The 22980-nt window shown below is 60.4% G+C and carries 17 protein-coding genes, 1 pseudogene and 1 riboswitch; of the genes and pseudogenes, 14 read left to right on the top strand and 4 right to left on the bottom strand.

All coding sequences use genetic code 11. The annotated features are described in order from the left end of the window. Positions 1-8: 8 nt before the first annotated feature. Positions 9-1286 carry a lipid IV(A) 3-deoxy-D-manno-octulosonic acid transferase gene (waaA, locus tag NL116_RS29575; protein ID WP_494375139.1) on the top strand — a complete coding sequence of 426 codons (1278 nt, stop codon included), beginning with the start codon at positions 9-11 and terminating at the stop codon, positions 1284-1286. Between the two features lie 35 nt (positions 1287-1321). Here the strand turns inward: waaA and NL116_RS29570 are convergent, their stop codons facing one another. Further along, a complete protein-coding gene (locus tag NL116_RS29570) occupies positions 1322-2764 on the bottom strand; it encodes a TolC family outer membrane protein (protein ID WP_494375138.1) in 1443 nt (480 codons plus the stop codon). 193 nt (positions 2765-2957) lie between these two features. Next, positions 2958-3063, top strand: a riboswitch (TPP riboswitch). A gap of 168 nt (positions 3064-3231) precedes the next feature. Between NL116_RS29570 and thiC the strand changes: the two genes are divergently transcribed. Further along, entirely contained in the window at positions 3232-5121 is a 1890-nt protein-coding gene (gene thiC / locus NL116_RS29565; RefSeq protein WP_494375137.1) for a phosphomethylpyrimidine synthase ThiC, read from the top strand. A 151-nt stretch (positions 5122-5272) separates the two neighbouring features. Then, on the top strand, positions 5273-6565 hold the full coding sequence (gene cytX, locus NL116_RS29560; RefSeq protein ID WP_494375136.1) for a putative hydroxymethylpyrimidine transporter CytX: 1293 nt from the start codon (positions 5273-5275) through the stop codon (positions 6563-6565). Here cytX and NL116_RS29555 read toward each other — a convergent pair. Continuing rightward, entirely contained in the window at positions 6534-7280 is a 747-nt protein-coding gene (locus tag NL116_RS29555) for an RsiV family protein (protein WP_494375135.1), read from the bottom strand. The genes cytX and NL116_RS29555 overlap by 32 nt on opposite strands. Before the next feature lie 228 nt (positions 7281-7508). Between NL116_RS29555 and NL116_RS29550 the strand changes: the two genes are divergently transcribed. The 10 genes and pseudogenes from NL116_RS29550 to NL116_RS29505 all read left to right on the top strand — a co-directional run bounded on the left by NL116_RS29550 (position 7509) and on the right by NL116_RS29505 (position 17987). Beyond that, the gene (locus NL116_RS29550) at positions 7509-8126 is read left to right on the top strand and encodes an NUDIX domain-containing protein (RefSeq protein WP_494375134.1); all 618 of its coding nucleotides are present in this window, start codon (positions 7509-7511) and stop codon (positions 8124-8126) included. After that, positions 8117-8569 (top strand): DUF1249 domain-containing protein, encoded by a 453-nt coding sequence (locus tag NL116_RS29545; RefSeq protein ID WP_027922011.1) that lies wholly within the window; start codon positions 8117-8119, stop codon positions 8567-8569. The genes NL116_RS29550 and NL116_RS29545 overlap by 10 nt, the downstream gene beginning before the upstream one ends. Positions 8570-8668: 99 nt before the next feature. Continuing rightward, positions 8669-9484, top strand: a complete 816-nt coding sequence (cpdA, locus tag NL116_RS29540; RefSeq protein ID WP_494375133.1) for a 3',5'-cyclic-AMP phosphodiesterase — start codon at positions 8669-8671, stop codon at positions 9482-9484. A gap of 937 nt (positions 9485-10421) precedes the next feature. Then, positions 10422-10592: pseudogene (locus tag NL116_RS29535) on the top strand (DUF6124 family protein); the annotation flags it as partial. A 165-nt stretch (positions 10593-10757) separates the two neighbouring features. Next, entirely contained in the window at positions 10758-11366 is a 609-nt protein-coding gene (locus NL116_RS29530; protein WP_494375132.1) for a YqiA/YcfP family alpha/beta fold hydrolase, read from the top strand. A 41-nt stretch (positions 11367-11407) separates the two neighbouring features. Next, positions 11408-13312 carry a DNA topoisomerase IV subunit B gene (gene parE, locus NL116_RS29525; protein ID WP_059181733.1) on the top strand — a complete coding sequence of 635 codons (1905 nt, stop codon included), beginning with the start codon at positions 11408-11410 and terminating at the stop codon, positions 13310-13312. Continuing rightward, positions 13312-14301, top strand: a complete 990-nt coding sequence (locus NL116_RS29520; protein ID WP_494375131.1) for an esterase-like activity of phytase family protein — start codon at positions 13312-13314, stop codon at positions 14299-14301. The genes parE and NL116_RS29520 overlap by 1 nt, the downstream gene beginning before the upstream one ends. Then, complete coding sequence (locus tag NL116_RS29515; protein ID WP_494375130.1) at positions 14298-14822, top strand: retropepsin-like aspartic protease family protein; 525 nt, start codon at positions 14298-14300, stop codon at positions 14820-14822. Before NL116_RS29520 ends, NL116_RS29515 begins: the two co-directional genes overlap by 4 nt. A 7-nt stretch (positions 14823-14829) precedes the next feature. Next, on the top strand, positions 14830-17097 hold the full coding sequence (gene parC / locus NL116_RS29510) for a DNA topoisomerase IV subunit A (protein ID WP_027922005.1): 2268 nt from the start codon (positions 14830-14832) through the stop codon (positions 17095-17097). 176 nt (positions 17098-17273) lie between these two features. Continuing rightward, positions 17274-17987, top strand: coding sequence for a PqiC family protein (locus NL116_RS29505; protein ID WP_494375129.1), 714 nt, complete (start codon positions 17274-17276; stop codon positions 17985-17987). 180 nt (positions 17988-18167) lie between these two features. On the opposite strand, the gene NL116_RS29500 is transcribed toward NL116_RS29505, so the two are convergent. Further along, positions 18168-19700, bottom strand: coding sequence for an AhpA/YtjB family protein (locus NL116_RS29500; RefSeq protein WP_494375128.1), 1533 nt, complete (start codon positions 19698-19700; stop codon positions 18168-18170). Between the two features lie 135 nt (positions 19701-19835). Between NL116_RS29500 and serB the strand changes: the two genes are divergently transcribed. Beyond that, positions 19836-21050: a phosphoserine phosphatase SerB gene (gene serB, locus NL116_RS29495; RefSeq protein ID WP_494375127.1), complete on the top strand. Its 1215-nt coding sequence runs from the start codon at positions 19836-19838 to the stop codon at positions 21048-21050. 136 nt (positions 21051-21186) lie between these two features. Here the strand turns inward: serB and NL116_RS29490 are convergent, their stop codons facing one another. After that, complete coding sequence (locus NL116_RS29490) at positions 21187-22944, bottom strand: cyclic-di-GMP receptor FimW-related protein (RefSeq protein WP_494375126.1); 1758 nt, start codon at positions 22942-22944, stop codon at positions 21187-21189. Positions 22945-22980: the final 36 nt, after the last annotated feature.

Below are 22980 nucleotides of genomic sequence, written 5' to 3'. Positions count from 1 at the left end.
CCGCCGCCATGAATAGAACTCTCTATACCGCGCTGTTTTACCTGGGGCTGCCACTGGTAGCGATTCGGCTATGGCTGCGGGCGCGAAAGGCGCCGGCGTACACCAAGCGTATTGGCGAGCGTTTCTCCCTCGGACTGCCGGTGATGAAGCCGGGCGGTATCTGGGTACACGCGGTGTCGGTGGGCGAAAGCATTGCCGCGGCACCGATGATTCGCGCGTTGCTGCAACGTTATCCACAGCTGCCGATTACCGTGACCTGCATGACCCCGACCGGGTCCGAGCGTATCCAGGCGTTGTTCGCCAATGAACCGCGCATTCAGCACTGCTACCTGCCTTACGATTTGCCCTGCGCCGCTGCGCGGTTCCTTGACCGGGTCCGGCCAACGCTGGCGGTGATCATGGAAACCGAACTCTGGCCCAACCACATTCACCAATGCGCCAAACGCGGGATTCCCGTAGCGCTGGCCAATGCGCGACTGTCCGAGCGCTCTGCCAAGGGTTATGGCCGCTTCCGCAAACTGACCCAGCCGATGCTCGCCGAGATGAGCCTGTTCGCGGTACAGACCGAGGCCGAAGCCCAGCGCTTTCGTGAATTGGGTGCGCGTCCTGACACCGTGGAAGTCACCGGCTCGATCAAGTTCGACCTGACCATCGACCCGCAATTACTGCAACGCGCCGTCGAGCTGCGTACCCATTGGCAGACGCTTGAACGGCCGGTGTGGATCGCTGCCAGTACCCATGAAGGCGAGGACGAAGTAGTCCTCGCGGCCCATCGTCAGTTATTGACCAACCACCCCGATGCATTGTTGATTCTGGTGCCGCGCCATCCGGAGCGCTTCAACGCGGTGTTCGAGCTGTGCCAGCAGCAGGGTTTTGCAACGTTGCGCCGTTCTACAGACGAACCGGTGACGTCGACCACATCGGTGCTGGTGGGCGACACCATGGGCGAGTTGCTGTTTCTCTACGCCTTGGCCGACAGCGCGTTTGTCGGTGGCAGCCTGGTACCGAACGGCGGACATAACCTGCTGGAACCGGCCGCGTTGGCCAAACCGGTACTCAGCGGCCCGCACCTGTTCAACTTCCTCGAAATCGCCGCGCAGTTGCGCAGTGCCGGGGCGTTGCAGGAAGTGGAGGATGCTGAAGGCCTGGCACTGGCGGTGCAGCGGCTGTTCGAATTGCCGCGCGATGCGCAACGGATGGCAGAGGCGGGGCTGAAGGTGATGCGCACCAATCAAGGGGCGTTGCAGCGGTTGCTGGATGGGCTGGGACGTTTGATCGGCCGCTAATGTGTGCGAGGGGGCATGCCCCCTCGCCGCACGCATTACTGGGTGGGTGGTCTTGACTTGAGTTGCTGTTCCGCCGCCTTGGCCAAATCGGGTGGCAGGAAGTCCTTGTCGGGGTTGTAGTCAGCCTTGAGGTAGCGCTTCAAGTCTTCCAGATCTCCCGGGCTCAACGTGCCGGCCTGTTGTTTCAATTTCAGGTTGTCGAGGATGTAGTCGTAGCGGGTGTTGTTGTAGTCGCGCACCGAGGTGTACAGCGAGCGCTGCGCATCCAGCACGTCGACGATGTTGCGTGTGCCCACTTGATAACCGATTTCGGTTGCGTCCACCGCACTCTGGTTGGAGATGATCGACTGCTTGCGCGCCTGCACCTGCTCAACGTCAGTGTTCACCGCGCGATGCAGGTCGCGGGTGTTTTCGACGATTTGCCGACGTAGCGCTTCGCGTTGCTGCTCGGTCTGATCCAGTTGCGCATACGATTGACGCACTTGCGAGGTGGTCAGGCCGCCGCTGTAGATCGGGATGTTCAGCTGCAGGCCCACCGTCGTTTGCTCGACGTTGCCGCTGTACGGTTGACCAAAGGCACTCGGGTTGCTGAAGCCCAGTGCGTCGTTGTCACCTTTTTCGTACTTCGCTACCGCGTCCAGGGTCGGCAGGTGACCGGACTTACGCTGCTTGAGGGTTTCTTCGGCGGCACTGACCGCGTAGTTGCTGGCCAGCAGATTCAGGTTCTGGCGGGCGGCCGTATCGACCCAGGCTTTGGCCTCGTTCGGTATCGGAGCCAGGATGGGCAATTGATGGCTGACACCCCAGATCGAGTTGTACTGACGGTTGGTCAGGGTGACCAGTGCTTCAAACGCATCATCGACCTGGCGCTGGGCAACGATCCGGTTGGCGCGTGCGGTGTCGTAGCTGGCTTGAGAGTTGAGCACGTCGGTCTTGTCCGACAGGCCGACGTCGAAACGCTCGTTGGACTGATCAAGTTGGCGTTTGAACGCGGCTTCTTCCGCCTTGGTCGACGCCAGGTTGTCCTGGGTGCGCAGCACGTTGAAGTAATTTTGGGCAGTCTGCAGGATCAGGTTTTGCTCAGTGGCCGAGAGTTGCAGGGCAGCCTGTTCGTTGACGTCTTTGGCGGCCTGGAACTGGAACCAGCGATCGGCACGGAACAGTGGCTGCGCCAGGGTGGCCTGATACGAATTTGCACTGCGATTGGCTGTCGACGAAGGCTGGTCGATCGCGGTACGGATGCTGGCCACTTCGGCACCACCCGACAGATTGGGCAGCAGGCCGGCGCGGGCCTGGGGCACGACTTCCTTCTGCGCGCCATATTGCGCGATGGCCGCCGCGAGGTCGGCGTTGTTGGCCTTTGCTTCCTGGTAAACGCTGACCAGGTCGTTCTTGGTCGATAAGGGCGCTTCTGCTGCCCAGCCCGTTCCACAAGACGCACAAGACACGGCAAGGGCCAGTGAAAGTTTGCGCAGCATAGGCGTTCCCTAGAATTAATATTACACAAGTAATTTGAGCGCCAAGGCTAAGGCGCGGCACGTACCACGTCAACGCATGGCTTGGCGTAGCGAGTGTAGTTGTGCAATCGGGCGGCAACAATCCTGTATCTGCCATTCATCAAGGTGTTTTGTTCGGCGTTGGCGTTCTTCGTCAGTTGTGTCTAGACTGGCCGGGTTCTTGTCGGGGTGCCTTGCTATGAGGCTGAGATCGAATAATTTCGGATCCCGTTGAACCTGATCAGGTTAGCGCCTGCGTAGGGAACAAGATTTCTCGTCACCCGGCGAGTCCTCTTGTGCTTCGTCCGGGATGTTGTTCGACAATCGAACACCCCTCGAGCACTGAGCACAGCACCAACAGCTTCTTTATGGCTGATTGGTCGCGTCCATTCGTTACAGGTTCGCTCCGACAAAATTCCACTGCCTGGATGCTGTCTGGAGAGCCCGTGATGACGATAAAACCAAAAAATACGATGAACCTGAGTGATTCGGCCCAAGTCGATCAACAGTCGGTTCAACCGTTTACCCGCTCGCAAAAAATCTATGTCCAGGGTTCGCGCCCCGACATCCTCGTACCCATGCGCGAAATCAGCCTGGATGTAACACCGACCGACTTCGGCGGCGAGATCAATGCGCCGGTGGTGGTTTACGACACCTCGGGCCCGTACACCGATCCCAATGTCATTATCGACGTGCGCAAAGGCCTGGCCGATGTGCGTTCCGCGTGGATCGAATCCCGTGGCGATACTGAACGTCTGCCCGGCCTGAGCTCCAACTTCGGCCAGGAACGCCTCGCCGATGCCGAGCTGACCAAGCTGCGTTTCGCCCACGTCAACAACCCGCGCCGTGCCAAGGCCGGAGCCAACGTCAGCCAGATGCACTATGCCCGCCAAGGCATCATCACCGCCGAGATGGAATACGTCGCCATCCGCGAAAACATGAAGCTGGAAGTGGCCCGCGCCGCCGGCCTGCTGGATCAGCAGCACGCCGGCCACAGCTTCGGCGCCAGTGTGCCGAAAATCATCACCCCCGAATTCGTCCGTGACGAAATCGCCCGTGGCCGCGCGATCATTCCGGCCAACATCAACCACACCGAACTGGAACCGATGATCATCGGCCGTAACTTCCTGGTGAAGATCAACGGCAACATCGGCAACAGCGCACTGGGTTCGTCCATCGAAGAAGAAGTGGCGAAACTGACCTGGGGCATTCGGTGGGGTTCGGACACGGTCATGGACTTGTCCACCGGCAAACACATCCACGAAACCCGCGAGTGGATCATCCGCAACTCGCCAGTGCCGATCGGTACGGTGCCGATTTATCAAGCTCTGGAAAAAATCGGCGGCGCCGCCGAAGACCTGACCTGGGAGCTGTTCCGCGACACGCTGATCGAGCAAGCCGAGCAGGGCGTCGACTACTTCACCATCCATGCCGGCGTTCTGCTGCGTTATGTGCCACTGACCGCCAAGCGCGTCACCGGCATCGTCTCTCGTGGCGGTTCGATCATGGCCAAGTGGTGCCTGGCGCACCACAAGGAAAACTTCCTCTACACCCATTTCGAAGACATCTGCGAAATCATGAAGGCCTACGACGTCAGCTTCTCGCTGGGCGATGGCCTGCGTCCGGGTTCGATTGCCGACGCCAACGACGCCGCACAATTCGGCGAACTGGAAACCCTCGGCGAGCTGACCAAAATCGCCTGGAAACACGACGTGCAATGCATGATCGAAGGCCCGGGCCACGTGCCGATGCAATTGATCAAAGAGAACATGGACAAGCAGCTCGAGTGCTGCGACGAGGCGCCGTTCTACACCCTCGGGCCGCTGACTACCGACATTGCTCCAGGCTACGACCACATCACCTCCGGGATCGGTGCGGCGATGATCGGCTGGTTCGGTTGCGCGATGCTTTGCTACGTGACGCCGAAGGAACACTTGGGCCTGCCGAACAAGGATGATGTGAAGACCGGGATCATCACCTACAAAATCGCCGCGCATGCCGCCGATCTGGCCAAAGGACATCCGGGTGCGCAGATTCGCGACAATGCCTTGAGCAAGGCGCGCTTCGAATTTCGTTGGGAAGACCAGTTCAACCTCGGCCTGGATCCGGACACCGCCCGTTCATATCACGATGAAACCCTGCCGAAGGACTCGGCCAAGGTCGCGCACTTCTGCTCCATGTGCGGGCCGAAATTCTGCTCGATGAAGATCACTCAGGAAGTCCGCGAATACGCGGCCAACCAGCGGATCGAAACCGTGGATGCCGAGGTCGCCCAGGGATTGGCGGAACAGGCCGAGCGGTTCAAGCAGGAAGGCAGTCAGCTGTACAAGAAGGTTTGATCTGACCTGAAACGGTGGGGCCTGCACAGGCCTCATCGCCAGCAGGCTGGCTCCCACATTGGATCTGTGGCGTTCACACGTCCCCTGTGGGAGCCAGCCTGCTGGCGATTGAGATCTACACAACAACAAATGTCCCTCTGAGATAACACCCTTGAGCATTCAACCCAGTACTTATTCTCCAGACATCGCCGTACCCACTGAAAAACGCGTCTTCGGCGGTCGTGATCTGTTTTCCCTGTGGTTCTCCCTCGGCATCGGTCTGATGGTGCTACAGACCGGCGCACTGCTCGCGCCAGGCCTGGGTCTGTCCGGCTCGCTGCTGGCGATTTTCCTCGGCACCCTGGTCGGCGTTCTGCTGCTGGCCGCTGTCGGCGTGATCGGCAGTGACACCGGCCTGTCGTCGATGGCTGCGCTCAAACTCAGCCTCGGCAAGCGTGGCGCGAGCCTGCCGGCCGTGCTGAACCTGCTGCAGCTGATCGGTTGGGGCTCGTTCGAAATCATCGTCATGCGCGATGCCGCCAGCCTGCTCGGTGCGCGTGCATTCAGCGAAGGCAGCCTGCTGTCGAATCCGCTGCTCTGGACAATTGTCTTCGGTGGTCTGGCGACCTTGCTGGCGGTCAGCGGTCCTCTGACATTCGTGCGGCAGATCCTGCGCAAGTGGGGTATCTGGCTGTTGCTGGCTGCGTGCATCTGGCTGACCTGGAACCTGTTCGCCAAAGCCGATCTGGCTGCCTTGTGGGCGCAGGCCGGTGATGGTTCGATGCCGTTCGCCGTGGGCTTCGACATTGCTATCGCCATGCCGCTGTCGTGGCTGCCGCTGATTGCCGACTACTCGCGTTTCGGCAAACGTGCGAAAAACGTCTTCGGCGGCACGGCGCTGGGCTTCTTTATCGGTAATTTCTGGCTGATGAGCCTGGGCGTGGCCTATACGCTGGCGTTCGCGCCGAGCGGTGAAGTGAATGCCTTGTTGCTGGCGCTGGCCGGTGCCGGGCTGGGCATTCCGCTGTTGCTGATCTTGTTGGACGAGTCGGAAAACGCTTTCGCCGACATTCACTCGGCGGCCGTCTCCAGCGGGATTTTGTTGCGCTTGAAAGTCGAACATCTGGCGTTGGCCATCGGCGTGATCTGTACGCTGATTGCCTGCCTGGCGCCATTGGCCCAGTACCAGAACTTCCTGCTATTGATCGGTTCGGTGTTTGCGCCGCTGTTCGGCGTGGTGCTGGTGGATCACTTCATCCTGCGCAAACGTTCAGCTCACGTGGCGTCAGCCGCGTTGCGCTGGCCGGCGTTGCTCGCCTGGTTGGGCGGGGTGAGCACTTATCACTTGCTGGCCAATCTGTATCCGGACATTGGCGCAACCCTGCCGTCATTGATTCTGGCAGGGCTGCTGCAGCTGGTGTTGGGCCGGGCCTTCAGTTACGGCCGGGAAACAGCTCGGGCTTGATGATGCCGTTCAGGCGTGGGTAGGGGATCTTCAGTTCGACATGGCCCAGCGCGTAAGGCGCGATGGTGCTGGTTTCGTACTTGAGGATCACCCCGCCGTAGGTCAGCGCCACGTTCTGGGTTTTCTGGAACGGCCACTGCTTCACGAACTCCGGCTCCTGATCGAGCTTGGTGCTGATCAGCCAGCTGTTGTGCGCCACTTGCGCTGCTTTCCAGAACGCTTCTTCCTGCCCCGGCACCAACATGTCCGACAGCGTCAGCACTTTGTGCTGCTGGCGTGAATAGTTGATAAAGCTGCGGCCCGGGGTGCCATGGGCGCCGCCAGTGTCCAGGTAGCTGGAAAATTCAACGATCACCAAGCCGTCATGCTGTTCACGTACCTTGGCTTGCAGGTAACTGCTGTAGCGCGGACCGGCGGTGCGCAAAAATTCATCGCGATAGGCCGTCAGCGTCGGTGCCACCGGGGTGTCCGGTGTGGTGCGGGTCATTTGCAACAGACGTTTTTCGACGATGCCGTCAAGCTGCGGTTCGGCGGGGAAGCGCAGCGTATCAATGTTCACCAGCGGGCAATCGGGGGTGGTGCAACCCGGTTTCAGGGTTTCAGTAGCGTCGCGGGTGGTTTCCAGCGGCGCCCGGTAGTTGGGCTGAAACAGACTCTGGCAGGCGCCCAGCGTCAGGGCGATTGCGGCCACGGAGGCGATTTTAAAAAGCGACATGGTCGTCCTTTGTAAAACAGGGAAAAGCAAAAAGTTATCCGCTTCGACTCTCAACGAAGCAGTCAGTTCGCCACTAAGCTAATTAGAGTTGGTTTCGCCCTCACCGTCTATCTCGCTGACGGGAAAGGGGCTGCATCAAATGTCTTGGGCGCGTTAGGATGGCGCGAAGTCGAGGTTGCAATTCACAAAAAGGAGCCTCGTAACGGATTTGCAGTAAAGAGGATTGTCATGACTGATTTTGCCAACGCCATTCCGACCGCCGTTGATATCGTTCGGCGCGAAAAGTGCTACGAGGGCTTTTACAAGCTCGACCGTGTGCACTTGCGCCACGAACTGTTCGCCGGCGGCATGAGCCGTGAAATCAATCGTGAAGTGTTCGTGCGCCACGATGCAGTGTGCGTGCTGCCATACGACCCGCAGCGTGACGAAGTGGTGCTGATCGAGCAATTTCGCGTCGGCGCCATGGGCAAGACCGACAACCCTTGGCTGATCGAACTGGTCGCTGGTCTGATCGACAAGGAAGAAGTGCCGGAAGAAGTTGCTCACCGCGAAGGGCAGGAGGAAGCTGGGCTTGTGTTCGGGGCGCTCTGGCCGATGATCAAATATTTCCCGTCGCCGGGCGGCAGTAATGAGTTCGTGCACCTGTTCCTGGGGCGTTGCGACTCTACCGGGGTTGGCGGCCTGCATGGGCTGGAGGAAGAAGCTGAAGATATCCGCGTCACGGTCTGGGCGTTCGAAGATGCCTTGCAGGCCGTACGTGATGGACGAATTGCCAACGCGGCCAGCATCATTGCCTTGCAATGGTTAGCTTTAAACCGCGCTGAAGTGAGGGGGTTATGGTCGTAAACAAGCTGCGCGATCGCTATCGGGTGGACCTTGCGGGTCTGCAAGCTTCCTGCGAGGCGAATTACGCGCGTTTGATGCGACTGCTACCGGACATGCGCGACGAGCCCGCGGCGCGGCGCATTGCCGTGACCCACGGCGAGCAGATGCTCGGCGTGCTGGCGCTGGAAGTGTTGCAGGTCTGTCCGTACACCACGACCCTGCAAGTGCGCCAGGAACACAGCCTGCCATGGCTGCCGATTCCGCAGCTGGAAGTGCAGGTCTATCACGATGCCTGCATGGCCGAAGTGGTCAGCGCCGAGCATGCGCGGCGTTTTCGCGGCATCTATCCTTACCCGAACGCCTCGATGCACCAGCCAGACGAAAAGGCCCAGCTGAATATGTTTCTGGGCGAATGGCTGAGCCATTGCCTGGCGTGCGGACACGAATACGCCGTCGTTCGCTAGTTGTGAACTGCGTCAGGTTCACAGGTTTCCTCTTTTGAGCGTCCCCCAGCATAATTGCGGCACCTATCCACCCCCGTGATTCAGCCCAGGGAGAACGCCTTGCCGAGCGTATCCACATTGACCACCGCCGATCCGGCGTTGCTGGTGCAACTCTCCGACAGCCATCTGTTCGCCGAAGCGGACGGCACGTTGCTGGGCATGAACACCCGCGAGAGTCTGCAAAAGGTCATTGATCTGGCGCGGCTGCAACAGCCGCAGATCGATCTGATTATTGCCAGTGGCGACATTTCCCAGGACGGGACGCTGGAGTCCTACCAGCAGTTTCGTGACCTGACCCGGCAGATTGACGCTCCGGCGCGATGGATCCCCGGCAATCATGATGAGCCGATGATCATGGCCGAGGCTGCCGTGCAGAGTTCGCTGCTGGAGCCGGTTGTCGATATTGGCAACTGGCGAGTGACCTTGCTGGATTCGGCGGTGCCCGGTTCGGTGCCGGGGTATTTGCAGGATGAGCAGTTGCAGTTGCTCGTGCGTTCATTGAGTGAGGCGCCGGAGCGGCATCATTTGGTGTGTTTTCATCATCACCCGGTGTCGATTGGCTGTGCGTGGATGGAGCCGATCGGGTTGCGTAATCCTGAGGCGTTGTTTGCGGTGCTGGATCGGTTTCCGCAGGTGCGGGCGGTGTTGTGGGGGCATGTGCATCAGGAGATTGACCAGATGCGCGAGGGGGTACGGCTGATGGCTTCGCCTTCGACGTGTATTCAGTTTGAGCCGGGAAGTCAGGATTTTAAGGTGGGGGAGCAGGCGCCGGGTTATCGGTGGTTGCGGTTGTTGCCGAGTGGGCTTCTTGAGACGGGTGTGGAGCGGGTGACGGGGTTCGACTTTACGGTTGATTATGGTTCTGACGGGTACTGACGTTTTGTGTGCATATCCGTTGCTGCGGTAACGGCGGCTGGCGGTTTCGCCCTTACGGCGAGTCCCTTTGGCAAACGCCCCAAAGGAACCAAAGGTCTCGCCCCGGCGCCCGGCCCCTCGCTTGGGCTCGGCGTTCCTTCGTTCCGGTATTCATCTGGGGGCATCGCCTCCGGTCGGCTTCGCTTCGACCTCCTCTCGATGTGTGCGACTCCGTCGCACGGCGCTTCGCGCCTACCCCCCAGATAAACACCTCCACTCAGCCTCCCGAAGGGGCGGGCAGAGCAAGATCAAGAGCAGGCGAGCTAACGCTCGGCCTAATGAGTGGTGAAAAGCGCTGCGGTGTGCGCCGGTCTGCTTTTGATTTTGTAGGAGCGAGCGGTGCGACGATTCGACTTGCCCGCGATGGCGGCCTGACAGCCGACCAATCTCACCCAGCCACACATCAATCCCCTGTGGGAGCGGGCTTGCTCGCGAAGGCGGCCTGACAGCCGACCTAATTCTCCCGGATGTACTCAGTCCAATTGGAGGAGCGAGGCTTGCCCGCGAAGGCGGCTTGACAGTCGACCAATCTCTCCCAGCCATCCATCAATCCCTGTGGGGGCGAGCCCGCTCGCGAAGGCGCCCTCTCAAACGACGCTGTTTAATGATCAGCAAAGTTTTCAGAACCGTCCCGCAAGGTTTTCAGGTTGCCTGTCGGACGTGGCGTCTCTAGCCTTTTGTCTGTCGCTGACACATTCAGCGTCCGGGCTTCGCGGTCCGTTTTCTCAGGCATAATCGCCCCCGCCTTACGACAGCGCTTTCGGCTGTCTGTCGTTTGGTGTCATGGCGGCTGTGCGCGGGATACCTTCGGGTATGCCGAGTTGCCAGAGGATCGGTCCGCGAACCTGCGTACAGCTGTCACCCAAATTGCTTCGCGGTGATTTGTCAGTGGCTCCATTCCTTCCTCTGGAGTACCTGCGAATCCCTGGCATCGGCGAGTGTGATGGCCAGTGATTTTGCTGCGCGCCTGGAATGGCCGGACCGGCAAGTGGCGTTGGCGATTCAGCAGCTTGTGATGCTGGCGGAACTGGCGGTGAATCGGGCACTGGATAACGTCGCCCCCGCATAGACCGCGTCATCGTTCATCGCGAGCAGGCTCCCACAGTAGACCGCGTCCGTCCGGACAACCCGGTTTCCCGTACAGGGTGGCGTTCATTTCGATGGATGACGGCCCCCAACACGCCTCGACTCCCTGTAAACTGCGCCTCTTTCACCCGACGCACAGGGAGTTCAAATGTCCGGTTCGATCCTTTATATCCACGGTTTCAACAGCGCGCCTTCGTCGAAAAAGGCGACTCAGTTGATGGAAGTGATGGACCGTCTGGGCTTGAGCGACCGGTTGCAGGTTCCGGCGTTGCACCACCACCCGCGCGAGGCCATCGGTCAGCTGGAACAGGCGATTGAAGCGCTGGGGCGGCCACTGCTGGTCGGCAGCTCACTCGGCGGCTACTATGCGACTCACTTGGCCGAGCGTCATGGCCTCAAGGCTTTGCTGATCAACCCGGCCGTCAATCCGCACCGGATGTTCGACGGGTACCTGGGAACACAGAAAAACCTGTATACCGATGAGGCCTGGGAATTGACCCACGACCACGTGACGGCCCTGGCCGAGCTGGAAGTGCCGGCGCCCCAGGACCCGCAGCGGTATCAGGTGTGGTTGCAGACCGGTGACGAAACGCTGGACTATCGCCTCGCCCAACAGTATTACCGGGCCTGTGCCTTGCGCATCCAGGCCGGCGGCGACCATGGTTTTCAGGGTTTTGCCGGGCAATTGCCGGCCATGTTGAGTTTTGCCGGCATTGGCGTAGATGTGTATCAGGCGATCGATTTCACAGCACTGTGAACCCTCGCCCCTTTTCATAGAACATTTGACGACGAGACCCCATGGCCACTCCCAGCGCTAGCTCTTATAACGCAGACGCCATCGAAGTCCTCTCGGGCCTCGACCCGGTGCGTAAACGCCCCGGCATGTACACCGACACCAGTCGGCCGAACCACCTCGCCCAGGAAGTCATCGACAACAGTGTCGACGAAGCCTTGGCCGGGCATGCGACTTCGGTGCAGGTCATCCTGCACGCCGATCACTCCCTGGAAGTCAGCGATGACGGCCGTGGCATGCCGGTGGACATTCACCCGGAAGAGGGTGTGTCGGGCGTTGAACTGATCCTCACCAAGCTTCATGCGGGCGGCAAGTTTTCCAACAAGAACTACCAGTTCTCCGGCGGTCTGCACGGGGTGGGTATTTCCGTGGTCAACGCCCTGTCGACCGAAGTCCGGGTGCGCGTCAAACGTGACGGCAACGAATACCAGATGACCTTCGCTGACGGGTACAAGAAAACCGAGCTGGAAGTGGTCGGCACCGTCGGCAAGCGCAACACCGGCACCAGCGTGTTCTTCGCGCCGGACCCGAAATACTTCGACTCGCCGAAATTCTCCATCAGCCGCCTCAAGCATGTACTCAAGGCCAAGGCCGTTCTGTGCCCGGGGTTGCTGGTCAGTTTTGAAGACAAAGCCACCGGCGAGAAAGTCGAATGGCATTACGAAGACGGCCTGCGCTCCTACCTGGTCGACGCCGTCAGCGAATTCGAACGCCTGCCGGACGAGCCGTTCTGCGGCAGTCTGGCCGGTAATAAAGAAGCGGTCGACTGGGCGCTGTTGTGGCTCCCGGAAGGTGGCGACGCGGTTCAGGAAAGCTACGTCAACCTGATCCCGACGGCCCAGGGCGGTACTCACGTTAACGGTTTGCGTCAGGGTTTGCTCGATGCCATGCGCGAATTCTGTGAGTTCCGCAGCCTGCTGCCACGCGGCGTGAAGCTGGCGCCGGAAGACGTCTGGGAACGCATCGCTTTCGTGCTGTCGATGAAAATGCAGGAGCCGCAATTCTCCGGCCAGACCAAAGAACGTCTGTCGTCCCGTGAAGCGGCGGCGTTCGTCTCCGGTGTAGTCAAGGACGCGTTCAGCCTGTGGCTCAACGCCAACCCGGAAACCGGCATGCTGCTGGCGGAATTGGCGATCAACAACGCCGGCCGCCGACTCAAGGCGAGCAAGAAGGTCGAGCGCAAACGCATCACCGCAGGTCCGGCGTTGCCGGGCAAACTGGCCGATTGCGCCGGGCAGGACCCGATGCGTTCCGAACTGTTCCTGGTGGAAGGTGATTCCGCCGGCGGTTCTGCCAAGCAAGCACGGGATAAAGAGTTTCAAGCGATCTTGCCGTTGCGCGGCAAGATTCTGAACACCTGGGAAGTCGATGGCAGCGAAGTGTTGGCCAGCCAGGAAGTGCACAACATCGCCGTAGCCATTGGCGTCGATCCGGGTGCGGCGGACATGAGCCAGCTGCGTTACGGCAAGATCTGCATCCTCGCCGACGCCGACTCCGACGGTCTGCACATCGCCACGCTGCTGTGCGCGTTGTTCGTCCAGCATTTCCGCCCGTTGGTGGATGCCGGTCACGTCTACGTCGCCATGCCGCCGCTGTATCGTATCGACCTTGGCAAAGAAATTTACTACGCCCTGGACGAAGCCGAGCGCGATGGCATCCTCGATCGTCTGGTCGCCGAGAAGAAACGCGGCAAGCCGCAGGTCACCCGATTTAAAGGCCTGGGTGAAATGAACCCGCCGCAGCTGCGAGAAACCACCATGGACCCGAACACCCGGCGTCTGGTGCAGTTGACCCTGGACGATTTCGCCGCGACCTCGGAAATGATGGACATGCTGCTGGCGAAAAAACGCGCCGGTGATCGCAAGTCCTGGCTGGAATCCAAAGGCAACCTGGCCGAGGTTCTTGGTTGATGCGGCTTGGCTTTGCCCTGGCGTGTGCGTTGCTTCTGACCCCGGTTCTGGCATTGGCTGAACCGGCGCCGGAATTGCGTGTGGTCTCCGAACACCCCGTTGATGGCATGCGCGGCGGCAACCTGTCGGGCCTTGCCCAATGCGGCAAGGACTTGTGGACGGTCTCGGATCGCGATGACGATCAGATTTACCGCCTCGACACCCGTGAAAACACCTGGCAAGCCGAAACCGTACGCATCGACGTTCCGCCCGTGCCGGACACCGGATTGCCCTGGGGGTTGCGCTCGCGGAACTGGGCGGCGTCTTTCGTACGTGGCGGTGACTTGGACTTCGAAGGCATCACCTGTGACAGCATCGGCAATCGTTACGTCGTCAGCGAAGGCCACGCGGCCGTCCTGCAAGTGCCGGTAACAGGTCCGGCAAACTGGTTGAAAATTTCGCCGATGATGGTTCGTGAAGCGCGGGCCAGAGGCATGCTGCTGCAATTCAACGCGATATTTGAAGGGCTGGCGATCAACCCGGCGGGCGATCAGATGTGGCTCGCCGCCGAACGCCAAAGCCGTGGCTTGTTGACGATCAAGCGCAAACAGACGGTTTGGGATTGTGACGGTGGCTGTGTGCTGCTCAGCGAAGCGGGCATGGAAATGCAGCCGCCGCAGTTCCCTCATGCCAGACCGGTTAATCGGGATTTCTCCGACCTGTCATTGTTCGAGGGCAAGTTGTTTACCCTTGAGCGCAACGCCTATCAGATCTGTCGCCGCGACCCGCAGACGGCCAAGGTCGAACGCTGCTGGTCGTATGCGGCCGAGCTGTTGCAGGAAAACCGTCGGTATTCGCAGAATTACGGTTTGGAAGAAGCGTTGATCGTCGACGCTGAGGGTGCCTGGGTCGGCGTCGACAACAATTTCGGGCCCCGCGCCGATGGCGAGGTCCGCCCGGTCGTCTGGCGCTTTGCCGCGCCTGAAGGTGGCTGGAGTGCCAAGCCTTGAGCCAGCAACCGCCGGGCAAACGCGCCGGTCGAGTGTTGATGGTGCTGGCCTGGTGCGCCGCGCTGTTTCTGGCCACGCGTTTTTTCGGTCAGTGGGAGGCGCGACAGCAAAACCCGAATGGGGTGGTCAGCTCCGAGCAGGGCGATGGGTTTATCGAAGTGAAACTGGTCAGCAACGGCCAGGGCCATTTTGTCGCCAGCGGCGCGATCAACGGCCACCCGGTGGATTTCATGCTCGACACCGGGGCGACAGATGTGTCGATTCCGGCCAGTGTGGCGCAGGGATTGAAACTGGAGCAAGGCTTCGGGGTGACCCTGAGCACGGCCAATGGTCTGAGCGAGGGCTATCGAACCCGCATCGACCGGCTGCAACTGGGTGACATTGTGCTGCGTGATGTTCGCGCGCTGGTCGCGCCAGGCCTGGAAGGTAAACAGGTGCTGCTCGGCATGAGCGCACTGAACAAACTTGAATTTACACAGCGCGGTGGCACCATGCTGCTGCGCCAGACAACGAACCGATGAGGCCCGCATGAGCGACTCCCTTGATCTCAGCCTGGACGGTGTAGAGCGCCGGTCACTGGCTGACTTCACCGAAAATGCCTACCTCAACTACTCCATGTACGTGATCATGGACCGCGCCTTGCCACATATCGGCGACGGCCTGAAACCGGTACAGCGGCGCATTATCTACGCGATGAGCGAGTTGGGGCTGGATGCCGATTCCAAGCACAAGAAATCGGCGCGTACCGTCGGTGACGTGCTCGGCAAGTTCCACCCGCACGGCGACTCGGCCTGCTACGAAGCCATGGTCCTGATGGCCCAGCCGTTCAGCTACCGCTACACGCTCGTCGACGGTCAGGGTAACTGGGGCGCGCCGGATGATCCCAAGTCCTTCGCCGCCATGCGTTATACCGAAGCGCGGCTATCGCGTTATTCCGAAGTGCTGCTCAGCGAACTGGGCCAAGGCACCGCGGACTGGGGCCCGAACTTTGACGGCACTCTCGACGAACCATTGGTGTTGCCGGCACGTTTGCCGAACATCCTGCTCAACGGCACCACCGGCATTGCCGTGGGCATGGCCACCGACGTGCCGCCGCACAACCTGCGTGAAGTCGCGACCGCGTGCGTGCGTTTGCTCGATGAGCCCAAAGCCACGGTCGAACAGCTCTGTGAACACATCCAGGGGCCGGATTACCCGACCGAAGCGGAAATCATCACGCCGCGTGCCGACCTGCTGAAAATGTACGAAACCGGCAAGGGCTCGGTGCGCATGCGCGCCGTGTACCACATCGAAGACGGCGACATCATCGTCACCGCGCTGCCGCATCAGGTGTCGGGTGCCAAGGTGCTGGAACAGATCGCCGCGATGATGCAGGCCAAGCCGTCCAAGGCCCCGCAGATCGCTGACCTGCGCGACGAATCCGACCACGAAAACCCGTGCCGCATCGTGATCATTCCCGGCGCGCGCAAAAACTTTGACCACGATGCGCTGATGACGCACCTGTTCGCCAGCACCGAGCTGGAGTCGAGCTACCGGGTCAACATCAACATCATTGGCCTGGACGGCAAGCCGCAGCTAAAAAACCTGCGAGCGCTGCTGGTCGAGTGGCTGGAATTCCGGGTGCAGACCGTGCGTCGTCGCCTGCAATTTCGCCTCGATAAGGTCGAGCGTCGCCTGCACCTGTTGGACGGCTTGCTGATTGCGTACCTCAACCTGGATGAAGTGATTCACATCATCCGAACCGAGGAGCATCCAAAAGCCGCCCTGATCGCACGTTTCGCCCTGAGTGAAATCCAGGCCGATTACATCCTCGACACCCGTTTGCGTCAGTTGGCGCGACTGGAAGAGATGAAGCTGCGTGCCGAGCAAGATGAACTGCTCAAGGAACAAGCCAAGCTGCAAGCGCTGCTGAGCAGCGAAGCCAAGCTGAAAAAACTGGTGCGCACTGAGCTGATCAAGGACGCTGAAACCTATGGCGACGACCGTCGTTCGCCAATCGTCGAGCGTGCCGAAGCCAAGGCCCTGACCGAGCACGACCTGCTGCCGAACGAGAAAGTGACGGTCGTGCTGTCGGAAAAAGGCTGGGTCCGTTCGGCCAAAGGTCACGAAATCGACGCCACCGGGCTTTCCTACAAGGCCGGGGACGGATTCAAGGCCCTGGCGGCCGGGCGCTCGAACCAGTTTGCGGTATTTATCGACTCCACCGGTCGCAGTTATTCGGTGGCGGCGCACACGTTGCCATCGGCCCGTGGCCAGGGCGAACCGCTGACCGGTCGTCTGACGCCACCGCCGGGCGCGAGTTTCGAATGCGTGCTGATGCCGGAAGACGATTCGCTGTACGTGATCGCCTCCGACGCCGGGTATGGTTTCGTGGTCAAAGGTGAAGACTTCCAGGCCAAGAACAAGGCCGGCAAGGCGCTGCTGAGCCTGCCGAGCAACTCGAAAGTCATTCTTCCGCGCCCGGTCGCCGATCGCGAGAGCAACTGGCTGGCCTCGGTCACGACCGAAGGTCGCCTGCTGATCTTCAAGATCAGCGACCTGCCACAATTAGGTAAGGGCAAAGGCAACAAGATCATCGGTATCACCGGTGAACGTGTGGCCAATCGCGAAGAGTATGTCACGGACATCGCCGTGCTGCCGGAGGGGGCCACTTTGGTATTGCAGGCCGGGAAACGTACCTTGTCACTGAAAGCAGACGACCTCGAACACTACAAAGGTGAGCGTGGACGTCGTGGTAACAAATTGCCACGTGGCTTCCAGAGGGTAGATGCGCTGCTCGTCGAAAACCTCAATTAATCGTCCTAGAGCGCTCGATCTACGATTTAACGCGTAGATCGGCGCATTGGCGCTGGAGTCGGAACGCATATTCACGGATGATATGGCCTTTCAAGCGCCGGCGTGGCTGAGCGTTCTTCATATTTATTGAGTATTTTCACTGTGGTCAGCCTTGTGGCGGCCACCTGGATGGGACGATGACTGCTCTGCGCCTTCCTTTTATTGTGATGCTCGCTGGCGTTTTAGGCCTGGCGGGTTGCAGCGTTCACCAGCCGGTGTCGCTGTATCAACTGGACAGCGGAAGTCCGGTTGCGCCTGCGCAAAGCACAGGCATGGCCGTATTGTTGGGGCCGGTAACGGTCGCTGATTATCTGCAACGCGAAACCCTGTTGCAGCGTCAGCCCGATGGCAGCCTTCAGGCATCGACCGACGGTCGTTGGGCCGGGAGCTTGTCTTCGGACATCGATCAGTTGTTGCTGCGTCAGGTTGCCGGCCGTCTGGACAGCCAGCGCGTGGTGCTGGCGCCTGCGACCCTCGGCTTTACCCCGGATGTTCAAGTACTGCTGACGATTACTCGCCTGGACTCCGGTGAGTCGCAACCGGCAATCCTGGATGCGCAATGGCGTTTGATCGACCGTCGTGGCCAGGTTCGCGATAACCGCATCATTCATTTGCAGGAACAGCACGCGGGCGGTACAGCGGCGCAGGTTCAGGCTCAGGGCGTGTTGTTGCAGCGGCTGGCGGAACAATTGTCGGTGGCGTTGAAACCATTGGCTAACCAGCCACCGATTGCTGAAGCGCCAAAGAAGCCGGCGGCCAAGCCCGTAGCGCCGGCGACAGAGCAAGAGAAACAACCGAAGATCCCGATGGCTTCGCCGATCCGGACCGATATGGAAGTGTTCAGGTTCTAAGCCAGGACTGATCCAAAGCAAAGCCCGCCTTGTGCGGGCTTTGTTGTTTCTGCGGGTTGTAGATCTTCGGTGCTGCTGAGGGCCCTTGCGCGAGCGGGATCGCGGAGGGGCCAGAACAGGCAACAAAAAACCCGCAGATGATCATTCGTCTGCGGGTTTCTTTTGCATCTGCGCCAGTGCTTAAGCCCGACGCTCGTGCATGCGCGCCAACTGCCGCTCCAGCATCGATGGATAAGGCTCCATCAGCCGCTCCACGCAGCAAGCGCCCTCAGGGCTGGCAATCGGACGAATCCGTGCACGCTGACGGATCAGCGCATCGTCACTGATCTTGCGCTCCACCAGCAACAGGTTGCGGCTGTGTTGCGACAGGGCCAGGGCGTCCTGGGCAGATTCGGTCAGCAGCAAGTCGATCTGACTCATACCGAACAATTCTTCACCCAGCGTCAGACCCAGTTGCAATTGCAGAGTGATGCCACTGTCTGCGACCTCGATCTGCAATTGATGGCCCAGGGCCCGCAGCAGCTCACCGCAGCAGATGGCATTGGTCAGGTAGTCGTCGCCGCTGTCTTCGGTGTGGAACAGCATCAGTGTGCTGCCATCGTTCAGGGTATGCAGTTCGCTCTGGTAGAGCGAAGCAGCCTGATCGAGGCAGTCGCGATAGCGTTTCAGCAACTCTTCCAGACGCGTGCGAGGCAGGCGACGCAGTTGGTCTTGGGCGCCCAGTTGCACAGCCAGGACCGCGCTGTGTTGCGGCACGTTCGAGATCACCGGTTTGACGGCCGGTTTCGGCGCGCTGGCGACGGACTCGTCACGCAGATCGGCAAACGCATCATCGTCGTCATCGTCTTCGGCGGTGCTGACAATATGCCGTGGCGCCGGTTTGAGGGCCGCCACAGGCTTGGTTTCATCGAAACTCGGGTCGCGCAGGTTGCGTACTTCGAAGGTCGGCTCGTTGTCGTCCGCGTCTTCGTAGTCGCTGTCGTCATACTCGGGTTCTGGCGCTGGCTCGGGTTCGGCCGGCTCCGGCGCGAAATTGGCGTGCAACTGTCGGGCAAGGTCGCCGATTTCGTCCTGACGCTCGGTGGCCGGGGTGTATTCGTCGATATTGCGCAGCCATACGCGCAATTGCAGCAGCGGTGTGGAGATGTGCCGACCCAGTCGCAGACTCAAGGCCAGGGACAGGGCCAGCAGAATCGCGCTCAAAATGCCCATGCTTTGCAGGCTGATGGTCATCGGTTGCTGGAACTGATCCATGTCCAGGCTGATGCGCAGCTGCCCGGCGGTCACGTCCTGGAACGTGATCTTGCTCTGGTACATGCCCTCGGCTTCGCCCAACAGGCTGTGCTTGGGGCGCTGACCGGCTTCGGCGAGGATGCGGTTATCCACGCTATAAATGGCGGCGTGGGCCACCAGTTTATTCTTGGTCAGGTTGTTGAGCAGCACGTTGAGGCTGAGGATGTCGTTGGACACCAACAGCTCCGTGGCGGAGGTGGCGGTCTGCGTAGTCAGGCTTTCGCCCAGCGCATCGGCCTGCTCGTGCATGGCCTGCTTGAACTGCAAACCCATCACGCAGGCGTAGATCACCAGGGCCAGAGCGACCAGGATCACGTTATGGCTGGCGATGCGCAATGCAATCGGTACACGGCGATGGCGCAGTGCCCGGAAGATCAGCAGAAAGAAGTTATCGGTTTTTACTGGCGTGGGCCGGTTCACTTGAGCTCGGCTCTTTTGTCCGTGAAGTTGACGCGCAGTATAGCGACAGGCCCTAGACCGGCAAAGCGCTCACGGTGCCCGATGGTCACTGAAAGTGGGTAGAATGCGGTTTTTTTCCACTTGCGGGGGTGCGCCTTGCGCGAAATCGTCCTGATAAACATCACGGGAGTCGACCGTCCGGGTCTGACTGCGGCCATTACCGGCGTTCTGGCCCAGGGTGGTGTGAACATTCTCGACATCGGTCAGGCGGTGATCCACGACACCCTGTCGTTCGGCATCCTGGTTGAAATTCCGGATACCGAGCAAGGCAAATCGGTGCTCAAGGACATCCTGTTCAAGGGCTACGAGCTCGACCAGCAGGTCCGCTTCACGCCGGTGTCGGAAGAGGATTACCAGCAGTGGGTCGGCAACCAGGGCAAAAAACGCCACATCGTGACGCTATTGACCCGCAAAGTGACGGCCGGACAATTGCAGGCCGTGAGCTCGATCACCGCTAAATATGGCCTGAACATCGATCACATCGATCGCTTGTCCGGGCGCATGCCGCTGGACACCCCGGCCGACAAGGGAAAGGGCTGCATCGAGTTTTCCGTGCGTGGCGAAGCGGCCGATCCGCAGGCCCTGCGGGCCGAGTTCCTCAGCGTTGCGCAGGAACTGAACGTCGACATCGCCTTCCAGGAAGATTCGCTGTTCCGTCGCAACCGTCGGCTGGCGGTGTTCGACATGGACTCGACATTGATCGAAGCCGAAGTGATCGACGAACTGGCCAAGGCCGCCGGTGTGGGCGATCAGGTGTCTGAAATCACCGAGCGGGCGATGGCCGGCGAACTGGATTTCCGTGCGAGCTTCAAAGAACGTCTGGCGTTGCTCAAAGGTCTGGACGTCAGCGTGCTGGACTCGATTGGCACGTCCCTGCGCCTGACCGAAGGTGCCGAAACCCTGTTCGCCGAACTCAAGCGCCTGGGCTACAAGACCGCCATTCTGTCGGGGGGGTTTACCTACTTCGCCAAGCAATTGCAGGCCAAGCTGGGTATCGACTATGTGTTTGCCAACGAACTGGAAGTGGTCGACGGCAAGGTGACCGGTGTTGCGGTCGAGCCGATAGTCGATGCGCAGCGCAAGGCGGATCTGCTCCGTGAGCTCGCTCATAAAGAAGGTTTGCGTCTGGAGCAGACCATCGCGGTCGGCGATGGGGCCAATGATCTGCCGATGCTGGCGATTGCCGGGTTGGGCGTGGCGTTCCGGGCCAAGCCATTGGTGAAACAGTCGGCGAAGCAGGCGATTTCCACGCTTGGGCTGGATGGCGTGTTGTACCTGTTGGGTTTCAGGGATCGTGACGGGCAGCTCTGAGTTTTGTAGCGCCTGATAGTCAGTCTTCGCGAGCAAGCCCGCTCCCACATTCAACCGTGTTCCACAGGGATAACGCGGTTAAATGTGGGAGCGGGCTTGCTCGCGAAGGGCGCGCCGCGGTCTCAAAGACTGACCCTCACAGCGAAGGCCACAACGAATCAAACACCTCCTCAACGCCGCTCCCCGCGGCGTTGTCGTTTCTGCCCGCCTCCAGCGACCGATACGCAAACTGATTAAAACTGTGGGTGCTCGCCACCCGCCGATCCAGCCCGGCCCGGTGCTCCTGGCCGTTGGTGTTGATGAGTACCTTGTTGCCTTCCTGAAACGGCAAGCGCGGGGCGAGGACGGTGGCGGGCAGGTCGATGGCACTGATTTGCGGCAGCAACAATCCGCGTAAGTACTGGCTGTGGTCATCCCGGTTGCGCACCAATTGCAGCCCGCAAGGCTCGGCGAAGGGCGCGACCAGCTCGATGCCCATCTGCGTACCGCCGCCGCGCACCTGACGAATCCAGCGCACGACCGCAATGCTCCAGCCTTTATTGGTTGAATCCTCGATTCCGACCATTTCACCGGCCTGTAACTCGGCGGGCACCGCGTGGGGCCAGGCTAGGCAATAACCACCGGGACTGTGATTGATGACGGGCAGGGCATAGGTCGGAAAATGCCGGTGGCTGTCGGCCTCTTGGCTGTCGTCGTTCTGCAGGTGCGGGTATTCAATTTCTTCGTAGGGCAGCAAGTCATCGCCAGTGCCCTGGGACGCGGCATCGAACGCCTGATGCCATGGGTCGTTGCCCCGACTGGCCGCAGGCAGTGCCGAAAACTGCGCGAGTCGGTTGCCAGGGTTTTTCAACAGGTCGCTGAATGAGCGCTGCCCGCCCAGATAAAAGTGCAGCGCGCTCATCCCCACGCACAGGGTCAACGTACCTTGACCGGCCGTTCGTTGAAAACTGCGCTCGGCCGCTTGGCCCCAGGCGGCGTGCAGGTGTTGCAGCGTGTCCGCGCTAAGGCCCGCCGGCACGGGCAAGTTGTCGTTACTACCTTGCAAGTGCGTTTCGATGGCGTCGACCAGTGGCTGCGGATCAATCCCCAGCAAACCGGCCTGCTGTTCGGCCCGGAACTTGGCGCGGTAGCGCGGGCCGGTGTCGAGATCCGGGGCGACGGCGAACAATCCATCGGCCTGCAGTTTGACCCGATGACTCCAGCCTTCCAGCGCTTCGGCGAGGCGGGCGATCTGGTTCTGGCGCAATTGATTGCAGCGTGAAGCGCCCAGCAGCAGGGCGACGGCGTAAGTCTGTTCGACGTTCAGGGAGGACGTCTGGCTGGCCAGTTCATCGCGCAGGCTCAGGTGTTGCAGCCGATGTTCGCAGCCGATCCGGTACAGCTGATGCAACTCCAGCCACACACCGTCCGGCACCGGGCAGTAGAGCTGAGTGGCGCGGATCAACTGACCATTCAAGCAATGAATGGCCCGCTGCAACGCTTGCGCCAGCAGCGGCGCACGGTCCTTGCTGAAACGTGGAGAGATGCGGATGACGATCTGTTTGTAGCCAATCGCCAATTGACCTTGCAGGGCCTGGCAGAGGTTGGCGATCTTGCGCGAACGCTCGTCGAGAACAATCGCCTGGTGCAGGAAATGCCGCTCCAGGTGTTTGCAGACGTAATACACCTCGGGCCTGAGCAGCTCGAGCAGGGGCAGGCGATTGGCACTGGGTGTCAGCAGTTGGTTGAGTTCGCCCAGGGCTTGATAGAGCAGGCGGGCGGTTTCGCCGATGTTGGCTTTGGGCAGGGCGGCGATCCAGCGCTTGAGGTCGCGCGGGGTGGCTTCGCAGAACGTCAGGCGCAGTTGCGCGGGGACGGGGGCGCTTAGCAGCAGGTGGGGACTGGTCTCATTCATGCCGTGGAAAAACTCCAGCCGGTCAATGGGCAGTGA

The organism is Pseudomonas sp. FBCC-B1667, assembly GCF_059133255.1.
This window is presented reverse-complemented; position numbering and strand designations above follow the sequence as displayed.